Source organism: Devosia sp. A369 (genome assembly GCF_054489345.1).
Map to the genome: position 1 here is coordinate 1 of NZ_JBTMWV010000028.1, position 15,797 is coordinate 15,797.

General features: G+C 63.8%; 14 protein-coding genes. 2 read left to right on the top strand and 12 right to left on the bottom strand.

All coding sequences use genetic code 11. The features are described from left to right. The first annotated feature begins 82 nt into the window (after positions 1-82). Positions 83-544, top strand: a complete 462-nt coding sequence (locus tag ACX3OZ_RS19150) for an HlyD family efflux transporter periplasmic adaptor subunit (protein ID WP_459105241.1) — start codon at positions 83-85, stop codon at positions 542-544. Positions 545-569: 25 nt separating this feature from the next. Here the strand turns inward: ACX3OZ_RS19150 and ACX3OZ_RS19155 are convergent, their stop codons facing one another. Together ACX3OZ_RS19155 and ACX3OZ_RS19160 are read right to left on the bottom strand one after the other, a co-directional pair. Then, on the bottom strand, positions 570-1,241 hold the full coding sequence (locus tag ACX3OZ_RS19155; RefSeq protein WP_459094583.1) for a LuxR C-terminal-related transcriptional regulator: 672 nt from the start codon (positions 1,239-1,241) through the stop codon (positions 570-572). 108 nt (positions 1,242-1,349) lie between these two features. After that, entirely contained in the window at positions 1,350-2,201 is an 852-nt protein-coding gene (locus tag ACX3OZ_RS19160; protein ID WP_459105242.1) for a helix-turn-helix domain-containing protein, read from the bottom strand. A gap of 86 nt (positions 2,202-2,287) precedes the next feature. Between ACX3OZ_RS19160 and pobA the strand changes: the two genes are divergently transcribed. Beyond that, positions 2,288-3,442: a 4-hydroxybenzoate 3-monooxygenase gene (pobA, locus tag ACX3OZ_RS19165; protein WP_459094804.1), complete on the top strand. Its 1,155-nt coding sequence runs from the start codon at positions 2,288-2,290 to the stop codon at positions 3,440-3,442. On the opposite strand, the gene ACX3OZ_RS19170 is transcribed toward pobA, so the two are convergent. From ACX3OZ_RS19170 to ACX3OZ_RS19215, 10 genes are all read right to left on the bottom strand, one after another. Then, positions 3,439-4,149, bottom strand: a complete 711-nt coding sequence (locus ACX3OZ_RS19170; protein WP_459094581.1) for an ABC transporter ATP-binding protein — start codon at positions 4,147-4,149, stop codon at positions 3,439-3,441. The two genes, pobA and ACX3OZ_RS19170, sit on opposite strands and share 4 nt — an antisense overlap. Continuing rightward, positions 4,130-4,891 carry an ABC transporter ATP-binding protein gene (locus ACX3OZ_RS19175; protein ID WP_459094580.1) on the bottom strand — a complete coding sequence of 254 codons (762 nt, stop codon included), beginning with the start codon at positions 4,889-4,891 and terminating at the stop codon, positions 4,130-4,132. Before ACX3OZ_RS19175 ends, ACX3OZ_RS19170 begins: the two co-directional genes overlap by 20 nt. Continuing rightward, positions 4,888-5,835, bottom strand: coding sequence for a branched-chain amino acid ABC transporter permease (locus ACX3OZ_RS19180; protein WP_459094803.1), 948 nt, complete (start codon positions 5,833-5,835; stop codon positions 4,888-4,890). The genes ACX3OZ_RS19175 and ACX3OZ_RS19180 overlap by 4 nt, the downstream gene beginning before the upstream one ends. Before the next feature lie 59 nt (positions 5,836-5,894). Beyond that, a complete protein-coding gene (locus ACX3OZ_RS19185) occupies positions 5,895-6,758 on the bottom strand; it encodes a branched-chain amino acid ABC transporter permease (RefSeq protein WP_459094579.1) in 864 nt (287 codons plus the stop codon). A 204-nt stretch (positions 6,759-6,962) separates the two neighbouring features. After that, positions 6,963-8,129, bottom strand: coding sequence for an ABC transporter substrate-binding protein (locus ACX3OZ_RS19190; RefSeq protein ID WP_459105243.1), 1,167 nt, complete (start codon positions 8,127-8,129; stop codon positions 6,963-6,965). 330 nt (positions 8,130-8,459) lie between these two features. Next, a complete protein-coding gene (locus ACX3OZ_RS19195; protein WP_459094577.1) occupies positions 8,460-11,579 on the bottom strand; it encodes an efflux RND transporter permease subunit in 3,120 nt (1,039 codons plus the stop codon). Positions 11,580-11,592: 13 nt separating this feature from the next. Further along, positions 11,593-12,693: an efflux RND transporter periplasmic adaptor subunit gene (locus ACX3OZ_RS19200; RefSeq protein WP_459094576.1), complete on the bottom strand. Its 1,101-nt coding sequence runs from the start codon at positions 12,691-12,693 to the stop codon at positions 11,593-11,595. A 191-nt stretch (positions 12,694-12,884) separates the two neighbouring features. Then, a complete protein-coding gene (locus ACX3OZ_RS19205; RefSeq protein WP_459094575.1) occupies positions 12,885-13,886 on the bottom strand; it encodes an N-acetylglucosamine-6-phosphate deacetylase in 1,002 nt (333 codons plus the stop codon). Further along, positions 13,886-14,632, bottom strand: coding sequence for a glucosamine-6-phosphate deaminase (locus ACX3OZ_RS19210; RefSeq protein ID WP_459094574.1), 747 nt, complete (start codon positions 14,630-14,632; stop codon positions 13,886-13,888). Before ACX3OZ_RS19210 ends, ACX3OZ_RS19205 begins: the two co-directional genes overlap by 1 nt. Before the next feature lie 80 nt (positions 14,633-14,712). Next, positions 14,713-15,792, bottom strand: coding sequence for a Gfo/Idh/MocA family protein (locus ACX3OZ_RS19215; protein WP_459094573.1), 1,080 nt, complete (start codon positions 15,790-15,792; stop codon positions 14,713-14,715). Between the last annotated feature and the right edge of the window lie 5 nt (positions 15,793-15,797).

Below are 15,797 nucleotides of genomic sequence, written 5' to 3' on the forward strand. Positions count from 1 at the left end.
AAAAATCGCACGCGCACATGAGACCCCCGCTCGGGCTATGCCCTCCCGGCGGTCTCATGCGCGCGCCAAAGGTGGCCTGGTCTTGCTCCGCCTAATGGCCGGATTTTACTCCGCCGTTGACAACGAGCTGAATATTCATACCATTGGCGGGGTGATCAGCCCGGCCGAAATCCTCGTCACCATCGTGCCGGAGCATGCCCGGCTCAAGGTGGAGGTCAGGCTGGCCCCGGCCAGCATCGACCAGGTTGCCATCGGCCAGCCGGCCCGGCTGCGGTTCTCGGCGTTCAACCAGCGGACCACGCCCGAACTCAAGGGCGAAGTCGTGCATGTCTCGCCCGCCACCTCCCGCGATCCGGCGACCGGGGAAACCTATTATCTCGGCGACATCAGCATACCGGCGGCGGAAATGGCCAAGCTGGGCGATGACGTGCTGCTGCCGGGCATGCCGGTTGAGGTCTATCTATCCACCGAGCAGCGCACCGCCATGTCCTATCTCACCAAGCCGCTCACCGATCAATTCAACCGGGCGCTGCTGGAGCGATAGCGGATGGCGTCGTCCGGGCTTCAGATCAATGGAACAAATGGGTGATCGGCATGGCGCTTGAGGGATCAAAATCCTTGAGCGCCAACACCACCTCGAGCCGGCTTCGCGCCTCGAGCTTCTGCATCAGGATCGTCATGTAATGCTTGACGGTCTTCTCGCTCAGATCGAGTTCACCGGCCATTTCCCGGTTGGTCTTGCCTTGGCGCAAGAGCGCCACGATCTGCTCTTCGCGCAGGGTGAGCCGGAGCTTCTTGGTGGTCACCTTGGTCAGGGCCGCGCTGCGCAGCGAAGCAATCAGCTTGGTGGCGATCAATGGGGTGATGAAGGTTTCGCCGCCAAGCACCGCCCGGACGCAGTCCAGCAACTCACCGGCGGCGCAGCCATAGGTCAAATAGCCGGTCGCGCCGGCATCAAGCACGCGCATGACATATTCAACATTCGAGTGATGCGAAAAAACGATGACTTTCGGCTGTCCGATGAGACGGGCAAGCTCGGCAATCGTATCAAAGACATATTCGGCACCGCCCAGATCCAACACCCAAACATCGGGTTGATCGACAGAGGTTAAATTGACGAGGCCCGGCGGCAGTTCCGACCGCGACATAACCGAAAAGTCCTGATGCGAGTCAATCGCGTGCGCCATGCCGTCTAATAAAAGAGGATTCTTGCAGACTAAAGAAACGCGCGCCGCTTGCATGTCATGACTACCCCAACAGACAAGTCCCAAAGGATAGCGTTTCTTCGTAGGGGCACAACACAATTATTAATGAATAGTAAACGCCAACTGGCATCCGCCCCAGGCAACCTAGGCATTTCGACCGGTTGGCGACCGCAACTGTCTGGCCTGGATCTGCTCGCGGTATTGGCTGGGCGCCAGCCCCAGCACCCGGGTCAGCACGCGGGAAAAATAGGCCGGGTCGGTATAGCCCAGCTCGGCCCCGATCTGCTTGACCGAGAGAGTCGAGAACAGTAATTGCCGCCGCGCCTCCAGCGCCACCCGCCGCTCGACCACCGCCAGCGCCGAACAGCCCAGCGCCTCGCGGCAGATCCGGTTGAGATGGGTCTGGCTCAGGCCCAGCGCCGCGGCATAATCGGCGATGCGGCGCGTCTCGCGAAAGCGCTGGTCAACCATACGGCGGAACGCCTGCGCATGCTGCAGGCTACGGCTGCTGGTCTGTTGCTCGACAGTGTCGGAGGCCCGCTGGATCGCCACCACCAATAGCGCAATCAGCGCGCGCATGGCGCTGGCGTGGCCCGGTAACGGGCGATCGGCCTCGGCAATCAAACGCGCCAGCGCTTCCCCCACCGCGCCGTCACCGGCGATCACCCCGGCCGCCAACTCACCGGCTTCACGCATGTCGCGGTCCATCAGCGTCACCACCACGCCGTCGACATCGGCGCTGAACTCATAGGCATGCACGCTCAGCGCCGGCACCACCACCACCGCAGGCGCGGGGACAAGTTGCTGCTGCGCGTCGATGCTGACCTTGGCCCGGCCGCCGGTCAGATGCAGCAGCTGAAAGAACTGCTCATGGCGGTGCGGGGCGATCCGATAATCATGCGGCCGGCTGCGCGACTGGATGGTTTCCCAATGCAGCCAATCCTGATTGGCGGATTCGATTTCGCCATAAAGGGCGTAGCTGGGAATGGCTTTCATGGTCGGATAGTCCAATAGAAAGCGCGCTCTGTCCATTCACCAAAGGCGCGCAAATGGCCATGCTGTGGGCAAAAGAGGGAAATGCTTTGCGCACTCAGGTGGTCATTATTGGGGCGGGTCCGGCCGGGCTGATGCTCGGGCGCTTGCTGGAGCTGGCGGGCGTCGATGCGGTTATCCTGGAGCGCAAGAGCCCGGATTATGTGCTCGGCCGCATCCGTGCCGGGGTGCTCGAACAGGGTACCATCGAGCTCATGGAACGCGCGCAGGCGGGGAGCCGGATGCAGGCGGAGGGCCATGTGCATCATGGCGTCGAACTCAGTTTTGACGGCGACCGCCAGCGCATCGATTTCACCGATCTGGTGGGTCGTCACGTCATGGTCTATGGCCAGACGGAGGTGACGCGCGACCTGATGGCGGCGCGAAAAGCCACCAGCATCTATGAGGCCGAAGACGTCCAACTGCATGATTTTGCTGGCAGTCCCTGGGTCACCTATCGCAAGGATGGCATCACCCACCGCATTGATTGCGACATGATCGCCGGTTGCGATGGCTATCACGGGGTCTCCCGCCGCAGTGTGCCAGAGGCGGCCATCAGCAGTTTCGAGCGGGTCTATCCCTTTGGTTGGCTGGGGGTGCTGGTGGACCAGCCGCCGGTGGCCGAGGAGTTGATCTATGCCCATCACGAACGCGGTTTTGCGCTGTGTTCGCAGCGCTCGCTGACCCGCAGCCGCTATTATGTGCAGGTGCCGACCGATACCGATCTGGCGGCCTGGTCGGATGACCGGTTCTGGGACGAATTGCGGGCGCGGCTCAACCCGGCGACCGCCGAGGCGTTGCAAACCGGGCCGTCGATCGAAAAGTCCATCGCGCCGCTGCGCAGTTTCGTGGCCGAGCCGCTGCGCTTTGGCCGGCTGTTTCTGGCCGGCGACGCCGCCCATATCGTGCCGCCGACCGGGGCCAAGGGGCTCAATCTGGCGATGAGCGACGTGGCGAGTTTGGCCGATGCGCTGATCGAATTTTTTGTCGAGCGCTCCGCCGCGGGGATCGACGCCTATTCGGCCAAGGTGTTGCAGCGCATCTGGAAAGCCGAGCGGTTCAGCTGGTGGATGACCAGCCTGCTGCATACTTTCCCCGAAACCGGCGGCTTTGGCCGGCGCATCCAGCGGGCGGAATTTGACTATCTGGTGGGGTCGCGCGCGGCGCAACAGAGCCTCGCGGAGAACTATGTCGGCCTGCCCTAATGCCCGACGCCGAGCAGGCGATCCACGGTTTCGGGTTCAGCATTCAGCTGGTCCGGAGTGCCTGACCAGGCGACACGGCCCCGCTCGAGAATTAGCACAGCATCGGCAAAGGCTAAGGCCGGTTTGATGCGCTGTTCGACCAGCAAAATTGTCATGACTTGGCTTGCAGCAAGCTGACTGAATGCTGCCATCAGTTCTTCGCAAATCACCGGCGCCAGACCTTCGAGCGGCTCATCGAGCAGCAACAGGGTCGGCTGACCCAAAATGGTCCGCGCCGTGCTCAGCATCTGCTGCTCACCGCCCGATAATTGCGAGCCGAGATTGCGCCGCCGCTCCTTGAGGCGCGGGAACATAATGTAGGCTTCTTCGATCGCCGATTTGGGGCGATCCTTGAGGCCAACGAAGAGGTTTTCCTCGACGGTCAGCGATTTGAATATGGCGCGGCTTTGCGGCACATAGCCCAGCCCGCCCAGCGCCCGGTCCGAACCGTCAAGCCCGCTGATGTCGACGCCACCCAATTGCACGCTGCCGCCATAGCGGCGGGTCTGGCCGGCGATGGTGGCAAACAGCGTGGTCTTGCCCATGCCGTTGCGGCCGAGCACGGCGAGACGGCCGCCGGCGGGGACGGCAAAGCTGATATCCTCCAAAATCCGGGTCGGGCCGTAGCCGGCGCTCAGGCCGGCAATTTCAAGCGACGCCGCGCTCATCGGCATAACTCCCCAGATAGGCTTCGCGGACGCGCGGATCGTTGGACACTTCGGTTGGCGTGCCATCGAAAATGATCGCCCCCGCCGCCAGCACCACGACGCGCTGGGCGAAGCGGAAGACGAAATCAATATCATGCTCGATCATCAGCACCGCCAGATCGGCCGGCAATTGTGCCAGCGCGCGCTCGATCAGCACGGTATCCGAGCTGGGCACGCCGGCGGCGGGCTCGTCGAGCAGCAGCACTTTGGGCCGCAGCGCCATGGCCAGGGCGATTTCGAGCAGGCGCTGCTGGCCATAGGCGATGGAGCTGACCGGCTGCTGGGCGATATCGCGCAGATTGAGCAGGCCCAGAATATCGGCGGCTTCGCTCACCACATCGGGCATGCCGCGATAGTCGGCAAACAGGCTCCCCGAGCGGCCCATGCGTTGCAGCAGCGCCAGCGCCACATGCTCTTCCGGGGTCATCTCGGAAAACAGCCGCGTCACCTGAAAGCTGCGCACCAGCCCGGCTTTGACCCGTTGGGTCGGCGAGCGGCGGGTGATGTCCTCGCCATTGAGGTGGACCGAGCCGGAGAGCGGCTTGAGCTGGCCGGTGACCAGATTGACGAAGGTGGTCTTGCCGGCGCCATTGGGGCCGATCAGGGCGATGCGGTCGCCCTTGTCCAGACTGAGCGACACATCATCGGTGACGGCGAGGCCGCCGAAATTCTTGCGCAAATTGCGAACTTCAAACAGGGTCATGACCGTGTCCTCCGCAGCCGCGCCCACAGCGTTTCGGCAGCACCGGTCAGACCCTTGGGCGCGAACAGCACCACAGCGATCAGCAACACGCCGACAATGGTGAGCCAGTGGAATGGATTGATCGCCGAGACGCGATCCTCGAACCACACAAAAGCCAGCGTGCCGACCATGGCGCCGAACAGCTTGCCGGTGCCACCCAGGACCAGCATGACCATTGCCTCGGCCGACATGGTGAAGGACAGGCTATCGAGCCCGACCACCTTGGTGGCGATGGCCGAGAGCGCCCCACCCAAACCAGCGACAGCGCCGGCGATGGCATACATCTTGACCAGGGTGAAATAGACCGGCGCCCCCATAGCCCGCACGCGGATCGGGTCCTGCTTGATGCCGCGGCACAGCATGCCGAAGGGCGAACGGACGATGATGCGGAGAACCAGGAACACGACCAGCAGCAGCACAACTGCCATGATGAAGGCCGTGCGCCCGAACAGATCGAAGCGGAACATGCCGAACAGGGGCGATGGCGAGATCCCGGACAGCCCGTCGCTTCCGCCGGTCCATGCCGAGAGCTTGTTGGCCGCCTCATGGGCCAGCGACACTACCGCGATCGAGAGCACCAATTGGCTGAGGCCATGCCCACGCAGGATAACAAGACTGGAGATAGCCCCGGCGAATGCCCCGGCCACAGCGCCAATGGCCAGCATCAGCAGCGGATCGGTGACGCCGAACTTGGCGGCAAAGATGCCGGCGGCATAGGCCCCTGCACCAAACAGCGTGGCATGGCCCAGCGTCGCAACACCGGAATAGCCAGTCACCAGATCGAGCGACAGCACCAGCAGCATCACGCCCACAACCCGCGTCAACAGCGCCAGATTGGTCGGAAACAGGAAGAACAAGACCACCGCAACGGCGGCAACGATCAGGACTGCGATCATGTCCTGCATGGCGGTCCGGCGCCAGCTGCGCACGGAAACGACGTGCGGTGTATTCAATGCAGACTCGCTCATTTGGACCGCCCCATCAAACCGTTGGGGAAGACGCAGACGATCGCGATCACCGCCAGGTAGAAAAAGAATTCGCCATATTCGGGCACCAGGTAGCGCGCCGTGGTCTGCACAGCGCCCAGCAGGAGCGCCGCGACCAGTGCGCCGGCAATGGACCCTGCCCCGCCGACCGAGACGACAACGAGGAAGGTCACCATGTAGTGCAGCGCGTAATAGGGCTCGATGGGCAGCAATTGCGCGCCGACCACGCCGCCCAGAGCGGCAAGGCCAATCGCCAGCGCGAAGCTGACGGCATAGACGATTTTGGTTTTCACCCCAAGGGCCCCAGCCATGGCTGCATCATCCACCGAGGCCCGCAACCGGACGCCGAAGGGGGTGCGCTCGACGAGAAACCACAGCCCGCCGGCGACGACAATGCCTACGGCCACGGCGAACAACTTGTGCGCCGCAATGGAGCGAAAGCCCAGGTCGACCGGCCCCTGCAACGCCGCAGGCAGCGCGACGGTCTTGAGGGTGGGCCCCATGGCGAAATTGGCGATGCCGATGATGGCAAAGGTGATGCCGATGGTCATCAGCACCTGCGTCAGTTCGGGCGCACCATAAATGCGGCGATAGAGCAGCCGCTCCAGCGGAATTGCCACCAATACCGTGCCGACCACCGCGGCCATCACCGCAATACCGAAGGGCAGGCCCATCTGCTGGGTGGCGTAGGAGGCGATATAGCCGCCGATCATGGCGAAGGCGCCATGGGCGAGGTTGACAACCTTCATCAGCCCCATGGTGACGCTGAGGCCGATGGAAATGACGAACAGCACCATGCCGTAAGCCAGGGAGTCCGCAGCGATGGAGAAAATGGTTTGCACCAGCAGGAACCTCTCAGCTTGAGCACCAAAATCCGCGAAGCAGCGGCGTGGCTATCGAGCTTGTCTCAATGGGGCGTAATTGTCGCCCCGCGTCATCACCGGGCTTGTCCCGGTGATCTATGCGAGAATGAATTGCCCGGACCAGCCGGGCAATGACGATGGTGGTATGGCCAGCGGCTAGGAACCGCTGACCGCAGGGGTGGCTTACGGAGCCTTCCAGCCCGGATCGCCCTGGTTCTCAAACGTCTGGATTTCCTTGTTGATGTACTGGCCATCTTCCAGCGCCACTTCGCGCAGGTAGATGTTCTGCGTGATGTGGCGATTTTCCGGGTTGATGCTAACCGGACCGCGCGGGCTGATCCAGCCGAGGCCCTTGACGGCTTCCACGGCCGCCGCAGCGTCCTGGTTACCGCCAGTGGCTTCGATCATCTTGGAAATCACATACATGCCGTCATAGGCGCCGACTGCCGGGAAGGTCAGCTCGGAGGCGCTGCCGATGGCCTTGGTGGCCGCTTCGACAAAGGCGGCGTTTTCGGGCGAGTCGTGGCTCACCGCATAGTGGAACGTGGTCAGCATGCCGAGCGCATTGTCGCCCAGCGCTGTGAGATCGGGTTCCTGGGTCAGGTCACCCGGCGCGAGCAGCGTGACCCCGGCAGCCTTGAGGCCGTTTTCGACATAGGCCTTGGTGAAGCCCAGCGCGGCCGGACCGGCAGGCACGAAGGCGAAGACGGCTTCGGCGCCCGAATCCTTGATGCGCTGCATCATCGGGCTGAAATCATTGGTGTTCATCGGCATGCGCACCGATTCAACGATCTCGCCGCCCGCTGCGGTGAAGGCGGTCACAAAAGCGGTCTCTGAATCGACGCCGGGACCATAGTCGGACACGACGGTAATGATCTTGTTGATGCCGCGCTCGCGCGCCACGGCCGCCATTGGCGTGGAAGTCTGCCAGGTGGTGAAGGAGGTGCGCACCACATAGGGGCTGGCATTGACGATGGCCGACGTGGCGGCGTTGAACACCACCATCGGCACATTGCCCTCCTCAAGGATCGGCGCAGCGGCCATGGCATCGGGGGTGTAATAATAGCCCGCCAGATACTGCACGCCTTCGCTGACGATCAGCTCCTGGGTCAGCGCGGCGGACTGCGCCGGGTCGGCGGCCGGCAGGTCGCGATAGACGATCTCGATGGTGTCATCGCCGACCGTGTTGCCGTTCAGCGCCAGCCAGGCATCGATGCCCGCCTGAAAATTCTTGCCCTGCAATGCGGCGGGGCCGGAAAACGGCCCGACGACGCCGATCTTGATGGTATCGGCGAAGGCGACGCTGCTGCTCAGGGCCAGCGCCATGGTCGTAAGAACCAGCTTCTTCATGATCTATCTCCTCCCTCGGCGGACATAGCACCGCCCGTTATCGGGCTTCCACCCGACTTGCCGACATAATGCGGGTTCGCGCGCCGTTATTGAAATGAAATCATTTGGCCCACTCATAACCCCAGGGGAATGAATGGATTTGAGGCGCAACGGCCAACAGAGCCGTAAACGCGCGCAAAAGCGTCACCTGACGGCGTTCAACAAACGGCCATCATATGGTCTGCCATGCATATGCGAGGGCGACACGGCCCAGCGACATTCCACATTACGCTCGCGGCTGGAGCGAGCAGAGACCTGGTTTAACCTGCTGGCACAAATGGAAAATCAGACCTACTCGGCCGGCTCCACCGTTTCATCCATGGCGTTGAGCTCGCGTTCCAGCCGTGCCTCTTCCACGGCCTTGGGCTGGCTGAACGAGGCGAGCAGCAGATAGGCCACGGGGGTCAGATACAGCGTCGCCACCGCAGCGATGCCCAGCCCGCCGACGATAACCCAGCCCAGAGCGCCGCGCGCTTCGGCGCCGGCGCCGGAGGCCAGCACCAGCGGCACGCCGCCCAGGATGGTGGCCAGAATGGTCATCATCACCGGGCGCAGGCGGATATTGGACGCCTCTTCGACGGCCTCGCGCACCGACAGGCCGCGATCGCGCAGCTGATTGGCAAACTCCACGATGAGAATGCCATTCTTGGCCATGATGCCCAGCACCAGCACCAGACCGATCTGGGTGAAGATATTGAGACTGCCCCCGCTGAACAGGATGGCATAGAGCCCGGCGGCGATGGCGAAGGGCACCGTCGCCATGACGATGATGGCGCTCCAGAAACTCTCGAACTGCGCCGCCAGCACCAGCAGAATGATGACCAGGGCAAAGCCGAAAGTGATCAGCATGGCGTTATTGGCTTCACCAATGGTCTTGGCTTCGGCCAGCGGCAGGATGGTGGTGCCTTCGGGCAAAACCGGCGCGGCTATCTGCAGCAAAGCGGCATAGGCATCGCCCAACGCCATGCCGCCTTCGAGATCGGCGGTCACCGGCACGGAACGGCGTTGCTGCTCGCGGCGCAGCGAGGGCGGCACCGGCGCCTCGGCCAAGGTGGCGATGGTGGAGAGCGGCACATAGCGCCCGTCGCCGGTCCGCACGAACAAGGTTTCGAGGTCGCGCGGATCGTTGATCGGGTTGCTGGTCGACAGCATGCGCACGCTGTAGCTGGTGTCGTTGATAAACACGCTGCCAATGTCGCTGCCATCGATCATGGCCTGCATGGTGGGCGCCAGACCATTGATATTGATGCCCATGGCATCGGCCCGCGAGCGGTCGACGGTCAGGGTCAGCTGCGGCTGGGTGGTGTCGAAATTGACACTGACGCGACCGAAGCGGCCATCCTCTTCCAGCAGGTCAGAAATGGTATTGGCGGTCTCGGCCAGGTCGGCATAGTTGGAACCGGCAACGGCGAATTGCAGGCCGGAGCCGCCGCCGCGAATGCCCAGGCTATTGCCCTGCCCCACCGAGGCCCGCACACCGGGAACCTGCGCCATCAAGCCGGAAATCTCGCTGGCGATCACCTGCTGGCTGCGCTCGCGCTCGCCCCAGGGGGCCAGCGTCAGCGTCATCGAGCCGCCACTGCCCCAGCCGGACAGCACGAAGATCGAGCGGATTTCGCCGCTGTCGACATAGGGCTGCAGCATGGATTCGACCTGGGTGAGGCGCGTGCGGACGAAGTCGAGGCTCACAGTGTTGGGGGCGCTGATGCGCAGGGAAATCTGCGAGCGGTCTTCTGGCGGGGTGATCTCCTGACGCAGGCTGGTAAAGGCATAATAGGACGAGGCGGCAAACAGCAGCGCCACCAGCACCACCACCAGCGGATTGCGCAAAGCCAGCGACAGCGTCAGCCGGTAAAACCCGGCCAGCGCCCGCCCGATACTGCCGAAGGGACCACCGCGATGGGCATGGGCCGCGCTGTCTTCCTTGAGCAGGCGCGAGGCGATCATCGGCCCCAGGGTCAGGGCCACCACCGCCGAAATCAGCACGGCAATGGCCAGGGTAAAGCCGAATTCGCGGAACAGACGCCCGGTCTGCCCTTCAAGGAAGGACAGCGGCACGAACACCGCCACCAGCGTCAGCGTCGTCGCCACAACGGCGAAAAACACTTCCTGCGTGCCCAGCACGGCGGCGGCGCGCGGTCCGGCCCCCATGGCCTTGCGGCGCATGATGTTCTCGAGCACGACGATGGCGTCATCGACCACCAGACCCGTCGCCAGCACCAGTGCCAGCAGCGTCAGGATATTGAGCGAGAAGCCCGCCAGATACATGCCCGCCACGGCGCCCAGCAAGGCAATCGGCATCGACACGGCGGGCACGATGATGGCGCGCCAATCGAGCAGGAACAGATAGATAATGCCGATCACCACCAGCAGCGCCACGATCAGGGCAATCTGGACCTCGTGCAGCGCGCCTTCGATGAACACGGCCTCGTCGCTGGAAATGGCGAGGGTCACGCCCGGCGGCAGGGTCTGGTTGAGGCTGGCGACGGCGGCGTGGACGGCGGTGGAAATGGCGACCGTATTGGATTGCGCCTGGCGCACCAGACCGAGCCCGATCCCCGGCTTGCCATTGGCCCGAATCGACGAGGTGCCGGCCGCCGCGTCAAACACCACCGTCGCCACATCGCTGAGCCGAATGCGGCCATTGATGATGATGGCCTCGAAATCCTCGGGGCGGGTGACTTCGGAAATGGCGCGGACTGAAATATTCTGGTTGGGGCCATTGATCGAGCCGGCCGGCGTATCGAGGGCGAGGGTCGATAGCGCGGTGCGGATATCGGCGACGGTCAGGCCGTGGCTGGCCAGCTTGATCGGATCGACATCGATCTCGAAGGCGGTTTCGCGCGTGCCATAAACCTGCACTTCGGCGACGCCGGGGACGGCGCTGAGCCGCTCGGCGACCACATCATCCACCAGGGCACTGAGATCGGCGATGCTCATGCTGTCGGAGGTGACGGCCAGCTGCATCACCGCCTGGGCGTCGCTGTCGGCCTTGAAAATGGTTGGGGTTTCCGCCCCTTCGGGCAGCGAGCGGTCGACCCGGCTCAGGGCGTCGCGCACGTCTGAGGTGGCGATATCGAGATTGGTGCTTTCGGTGAATTCGAGGGTGACCCGGCTGCTGCCAACCGACGAACTCGAGGAAATCGCCGTCACGCCCTGAACGCGGGCCACGGCGCCCTCGACGGACGCGGTCACTTCGCGGTCCACCGTCTCGGCGGCGGCGCCGGGAAAGCTGGTGAAAATGGAGAGGACCGGGCTTTCGACGCGCGGCAATTCTCGCACCTCGATGCCCAGCAGCGCCGCCAGCCCCGCCACCATGATCATCGCATTGATCACCACCGCCATGACCGGACGGCGGACAAACAGTCGGGCGAGGGAGCCGCCGCGTTCGTTCTTGCTTTCTATCGACATGGCGGCACTTCCCTCAGTTCTGCGCTGTCGCCGGGCGACCGTCCGGCCCCTCCAGCAAGGTGACGTCGGCGCCGTCGTTCAGTTGCAGAATGCCTTCGGTGATGATCGCATCGGTATCGGTCAGCGCGGCCTTGACCAGCACGCCATCGCTATTGCGCTGGATGATTTCCGCCGGCACGCGGACCGCCTTGCCATCCTGATATTTCCAGACATAGGAGCCCTCGGCCGACCACAATATGGCCAGCGGATTGACCGCCGGGTAGCGCTCGCCGGCGAAATCCAGCGCCACGGTGAAGCTCATGCCGGAACGCAGCACGCCATCGGGATTGGGGATTTCGGCCTGCACCTGCAGGGTGCGGCTGGTTGGATCGAGGCGATTGTCGATGGCCGATACATCGCCGGAGAAGCTCTGCCCCGGCAGCGCCACGGCATTAACATGGACCGCCATGCCGGGCGCGATCTGGGCGGCATAGCGCTCGGGCACCCAGAAATCGATCAGAATCGAGGAGGTGTCATCGATGATGGTGACGGCGGTCTGGGCGGCGACATAATTGCCGGGTGTCACCCGGATCAGCCCAACCGCGCCGGCGATGGGGCTGGTGATGATGCGGCGATCCAGTTCCATCCGCGCATTGCGCAGCGCCAGTTCGGCGGTGTCGGCGACCAGTTGGGCGGCGGCCAGAGCGGTGTTGGCCACGACATTATTGCTGGCCAGCCCGCGCGTGCGGGCCAAAGTCGTCTGCGCGTCGGTGACGGCCAAGGTCGCGCGGTCATGCTCGATCTGCTGGGCGCCGGCTTCGAAACGGGCGATGATGTCGCCCTCCGCCACGATCTGGCCGGGACGCACCGCCACTTCGGCCAGCTCGCCACCCGTCGGCGCCGAGATGGTCACCGAGCGAATGGGCGTGCCCTCGCCGATGGCTGTCAGGGTGTCGTTGATCGTGACCAGGGTGACGCCGGTGGTCACGACATTATTGACCCGCCCGCCAAAGCCGCCCGGACGGGCACCACGGGACGCCGCTGCCGCTGGTTCGGACGCCTGGGCGAAGGGCAACACAATGCCGTTACGCGCCAAGATATCGGCCGCCCCGGGAACGTAAAATAGCCAGGCCAAGCCCGCTGCAACGAGTAGGAAGACACAGATAAGCAGCTGCCGAATCAAGCCAGACCTCGACTAAACCAATGAACGCACGGGGTAATCAGACCGACGATACCAGAACGATCCGCTGCGCCACATTACAATCCGGTAAGCTGAGGGCATAGCGCAACCGCAAGCGGCCATGCGCTAATGCGTCGATCGTCGGATTAGGGGCTGCAATGCATGACCGTGAGGTCCTGGTCCCACGTGGTTTGGCCCGCCGGCAGGGTGATGCCGTGGTGGCGCGCCGCTTCGCCGAGGATCGCCCTCGGATTGTGGGCTGCCATGGTGATGGCCTGCTCGAAGGACGCAATGCCCCAGGCGACGACATTGCGCACCGCCTCGTCCATTTCCAGCGCCGAACCGGCCAGATTGGCCTGCCCCGGCACGCGCACGACGCCGGTAGCGTCCCGTTCGACCGACATGCCGGCAAAGCTGTAAATGCCGGCCGGCGCCGCAGCAGCCAGCACCGCGTCGGACACCAGCACCGAGCGCCCGATACCCTTGAGGGTGATCAGCGCCCGCAAGGCATCGCGCGAAATATGGTGGCCATCGGCGATAAAGCAGCCAAACAGCCCCGGCGCCGCCAGTTGGGCGAGCAGGGTATTGTCCAGCTTGGGCAGTTGCTGGGGCAGCCCGTTGCCCAGATGGGTCGAGACGGTGAGACCAGCCTCGACCGCCGCGTCGATCTGGGCAAAACCGGCGGCGCTATGGGCGACGCAGAGCGTCATGCCGGCAGCCCTGAGCTGGTTGATGGCCAGCAAGGCGCCGGCCCGCTCGGGCGCCAGGGTCACCATGAGGATGGGGCGCGTCAGGCCGCCGGACAGGCTGAGCACCATCGGCACGTCGGGATCACCCATGGCCTCGGGCGGATGACAGCCGGCATAGCCCGGTTCGGCGCGCAGGAACGGGCCTTCGAGATGATAGCCGGGCACCATCAATGGCCCCAGCCGGCTGTTGGCAACGGCATGGTCGAGCGCGGCAAAGCGCTCGAACAACTCATGGCGATGCGCGGTGATGATGGTGGGGAGACACCCGGTTACACCGGCCTTGAGCATGGCGGCGAGGGCGTGATCGAGCGCATCCGGCGTGAGGCCGGATGCGTTGAAATCGACCCCGGCATAGCCGTTCACCTGCAGGTCAAATAGGCCGGGGGTGGAGAGCGACATTAGTCTTTGACCGCACTGAGCAGGCTGGCCGAGGCCGGGTCGAGGTAAAGCGTCACCTCGGGGTGCTGCTGCACGATGGAGGCCGGCGCCAGATTGGTCACCGGGCCTTCGACCGCCGCCAGCACGGCCTTGGCCTTGCGCTCGTCGGGCACCGACAGGATCAGCGCCTGGCTGGCCATGATGCGCTTGATGCTCATGGAGATGGCATGCGTGGGCACCGCGTCGATGGTCTCGAACCAGCCTTCGCCGAACTGCTGCTGGCGGCAACCGGCGTCGAGCTCAACCACCAGATAGGGCGCGCTATAGTCAAAATCGGCCGGGGGATCATTGAAGGCCAGGTGGCAGTTTTCGCCGATGCCGGCAAAGCAGACATCGATGCGACGATCAGCCAGCGCGCCATTGAGGCGGGCCAGTTCGGCATCCAGATCGGCGGCATCGCCATCAACCGGCAGGAAGGACTTGAAGCCCGGCAGCCGGTCAAGGAAGCGCTCACGCAGATAGCGGCGGAAACTGGCGCCATGGGTTACCGGCAGGCCGACATATTCATCCAGATGGAAGAACGACACCTTGGTCCAGTCGATATCGGCCTCGAGCAGGCTTTCCAGCATCTCGAACTGGCTGGCCCCGGTGGCGACAATGATATTGGCCTCGCCCCGCGCGGCGATGGCCTCGACGATCAGCCGGGCGCCCTGCGCGGCGGCAGCGGCGCCGAGCGCCTGCTTGTCGGAATGCACGGAAATCTTCATGACATACTCTTTCAAAAAAAGGGGGCGCCGTCTTGGGCCGGCGCCCAGGTTCGGGCCACAGGAGTGACCCGTCCGGCCGGCTAGTCGCGGGTGATGATCCGCTGTTGCGCCAGGCTCTGATCCACGGCCTGGCCGATCCAGGTCGAGTGCATCGCCTCGGCGGCGCTCGGATAGTGGCCGGAAAGGCTCTCGATCGAGGTGCCGGCCTTGATGGCCTGCACCAGATCGAGGAAATAGGTCATCGATTCATAGGTGTAACCGCGCAACTGACGGCCCTGGATGGGATGCTCGACTTCGTAGGAGCCGAAGGGGTTGATCACCAAGGACGCAGCATCCTGCTCATAGGCCGCGAACATGCCGCGATCCTGGGTATCGACCTCGACCACGCCGTTCTCGCCGACCAGGCGCACGCCCTGATTGACGATGGAGGGGAAGGAATTGGGCAGCACCCAGGACAGGTCGAAATTGACGCTGGCGCCGCCGGCGAACTCGACCTTGGCCTGGATGCTGTCCCAGGTGTCGATGCCCATGCCGGACAGCTTGCCCTTCTGGCCGGTGGCATAGACCCGCACCGGACGATCATTGAGAATCCAGGTGACCAGGTCGTAGAAATGCACGCCGAGGAACCAGGATGGCGAGCTTTCATGCGCCCAGCGCTTGAGCCACTCGCTGGGGACGACAATCTTGTCCTCCATATGGACCGCGCCATACTGAATCTTGCCCAGGCGGCCTGCCCGTACATCATCGCGCATGCGGCTGTGGCCGGGATCGAAGCGCTTGTGGAAGTCGACATAGAGCAGCCGATCCTTGGCGGCGACGGCGGCCATCATCTGTTCGACGCGGCTGGTTTCGACATCCAGCGGCTTCTGCGAAATGATGTGCAGCCCGGCATCGGCCGCCTTCAGCACCGCATCGAGATGCAGGTGATCAGGCGTGGCGATGGCGATGGCATCGAGCTGCTCGCTGGCCAGCAGGTCATCGACGCTCTGGTAGCCGGCAATACCCAGACCAGCCTTGTGGCGGTCACGCACTTCCTGGCTGGGATCGGCGACGGCAACCAGCTCGGCCAGGCCACGGCGCTGGGCCGCGGCATAGCAATTGAGCATCTGGCTTCCGTAGACGCCGCCACCGACGACGGCAATTCGAACAGGTTTAGTCATGGTCG

Excerpts from the sequence above, each read along its gene's own strand:
- ACX3OZ_RS19210 (WP_459094574.1), bottom strand. The coding sequence starts at position 14,632 with ATGAAGATTTCCGTGCATTCCGACAAGCAGGCGCTCGGCGCCGCTGCC.
- ACX3OZ_RS19215 (WP_459094573.1), bottom strand. The coding sequence starts at position 15,792 with ATGACTAAACCTGTTCGAATTGCCGTCGTCGGTGGCGGCGTCTACGGA.
- ACX3OZ_RS19160 (WP_459105242.1), bottom strand. The coding sequence starts at position 2,201 with ATGAAAGCCATTCCCAGCTACGCCCTTTATGGCGAAATCGAATCCGCC.
- ACX3OZ_RS19170 (WP_459094581.1), bottom strand. The coding sequence starts at position 4,149 with ATGAGCGCGGCGTCGCTTGAAATTGCCGGCCTGAGCGCCGGCTACGGC.
- ACX3OZ_RS19180 (WP_459094803.1), bottom strand. The coding sequence starts at position 5,835 with ATGCAGGACATGATCGCAGTCCTGATCGTTGCCGCCGTTGCGGTGGTC.
- ACX3OZ_RS19195 (WP_459094577.1), bottom strand. The coding sequence starts at position 11,579 with ATGTCGATAGAAAGCAAGAACGAACGCGGCGGCTCCCTCGCCCGACTG.
- ACX3OZ_RS19175 (WP_459094580.1), bottom strand. The coding sequence starts at position 4,891 with ATGACCCTGTTTGAAGTTCGCAATTTGCGCAAGAATTTCGGCGGCCTC.
- ACX3OZ_RS19205 (WP_459094575.1), bottom strand. The coding sequence starts at position 13,886 with ATGTCGCTCTCCACCCCCGGCCTATTTGACCTGCAGGTGAACGGCTAT.
- ACX3OZ_RS19190 (WP_459105243.1), bottom strand. The coding sequence starts at position 8,129 with ATGAAGAAGCTGGTTCTTACGACCATGGCGCTGGCCCTGAGCAGCAGC.
- ACX3OZ_RS19155 (WP_459094583.1), bottom strand. The coding sequence starts at position 1,241 with ATGCAAGCGGCGCGCGTTTCTTTAGTCTGCAAGAATCCTCTTTTATTA.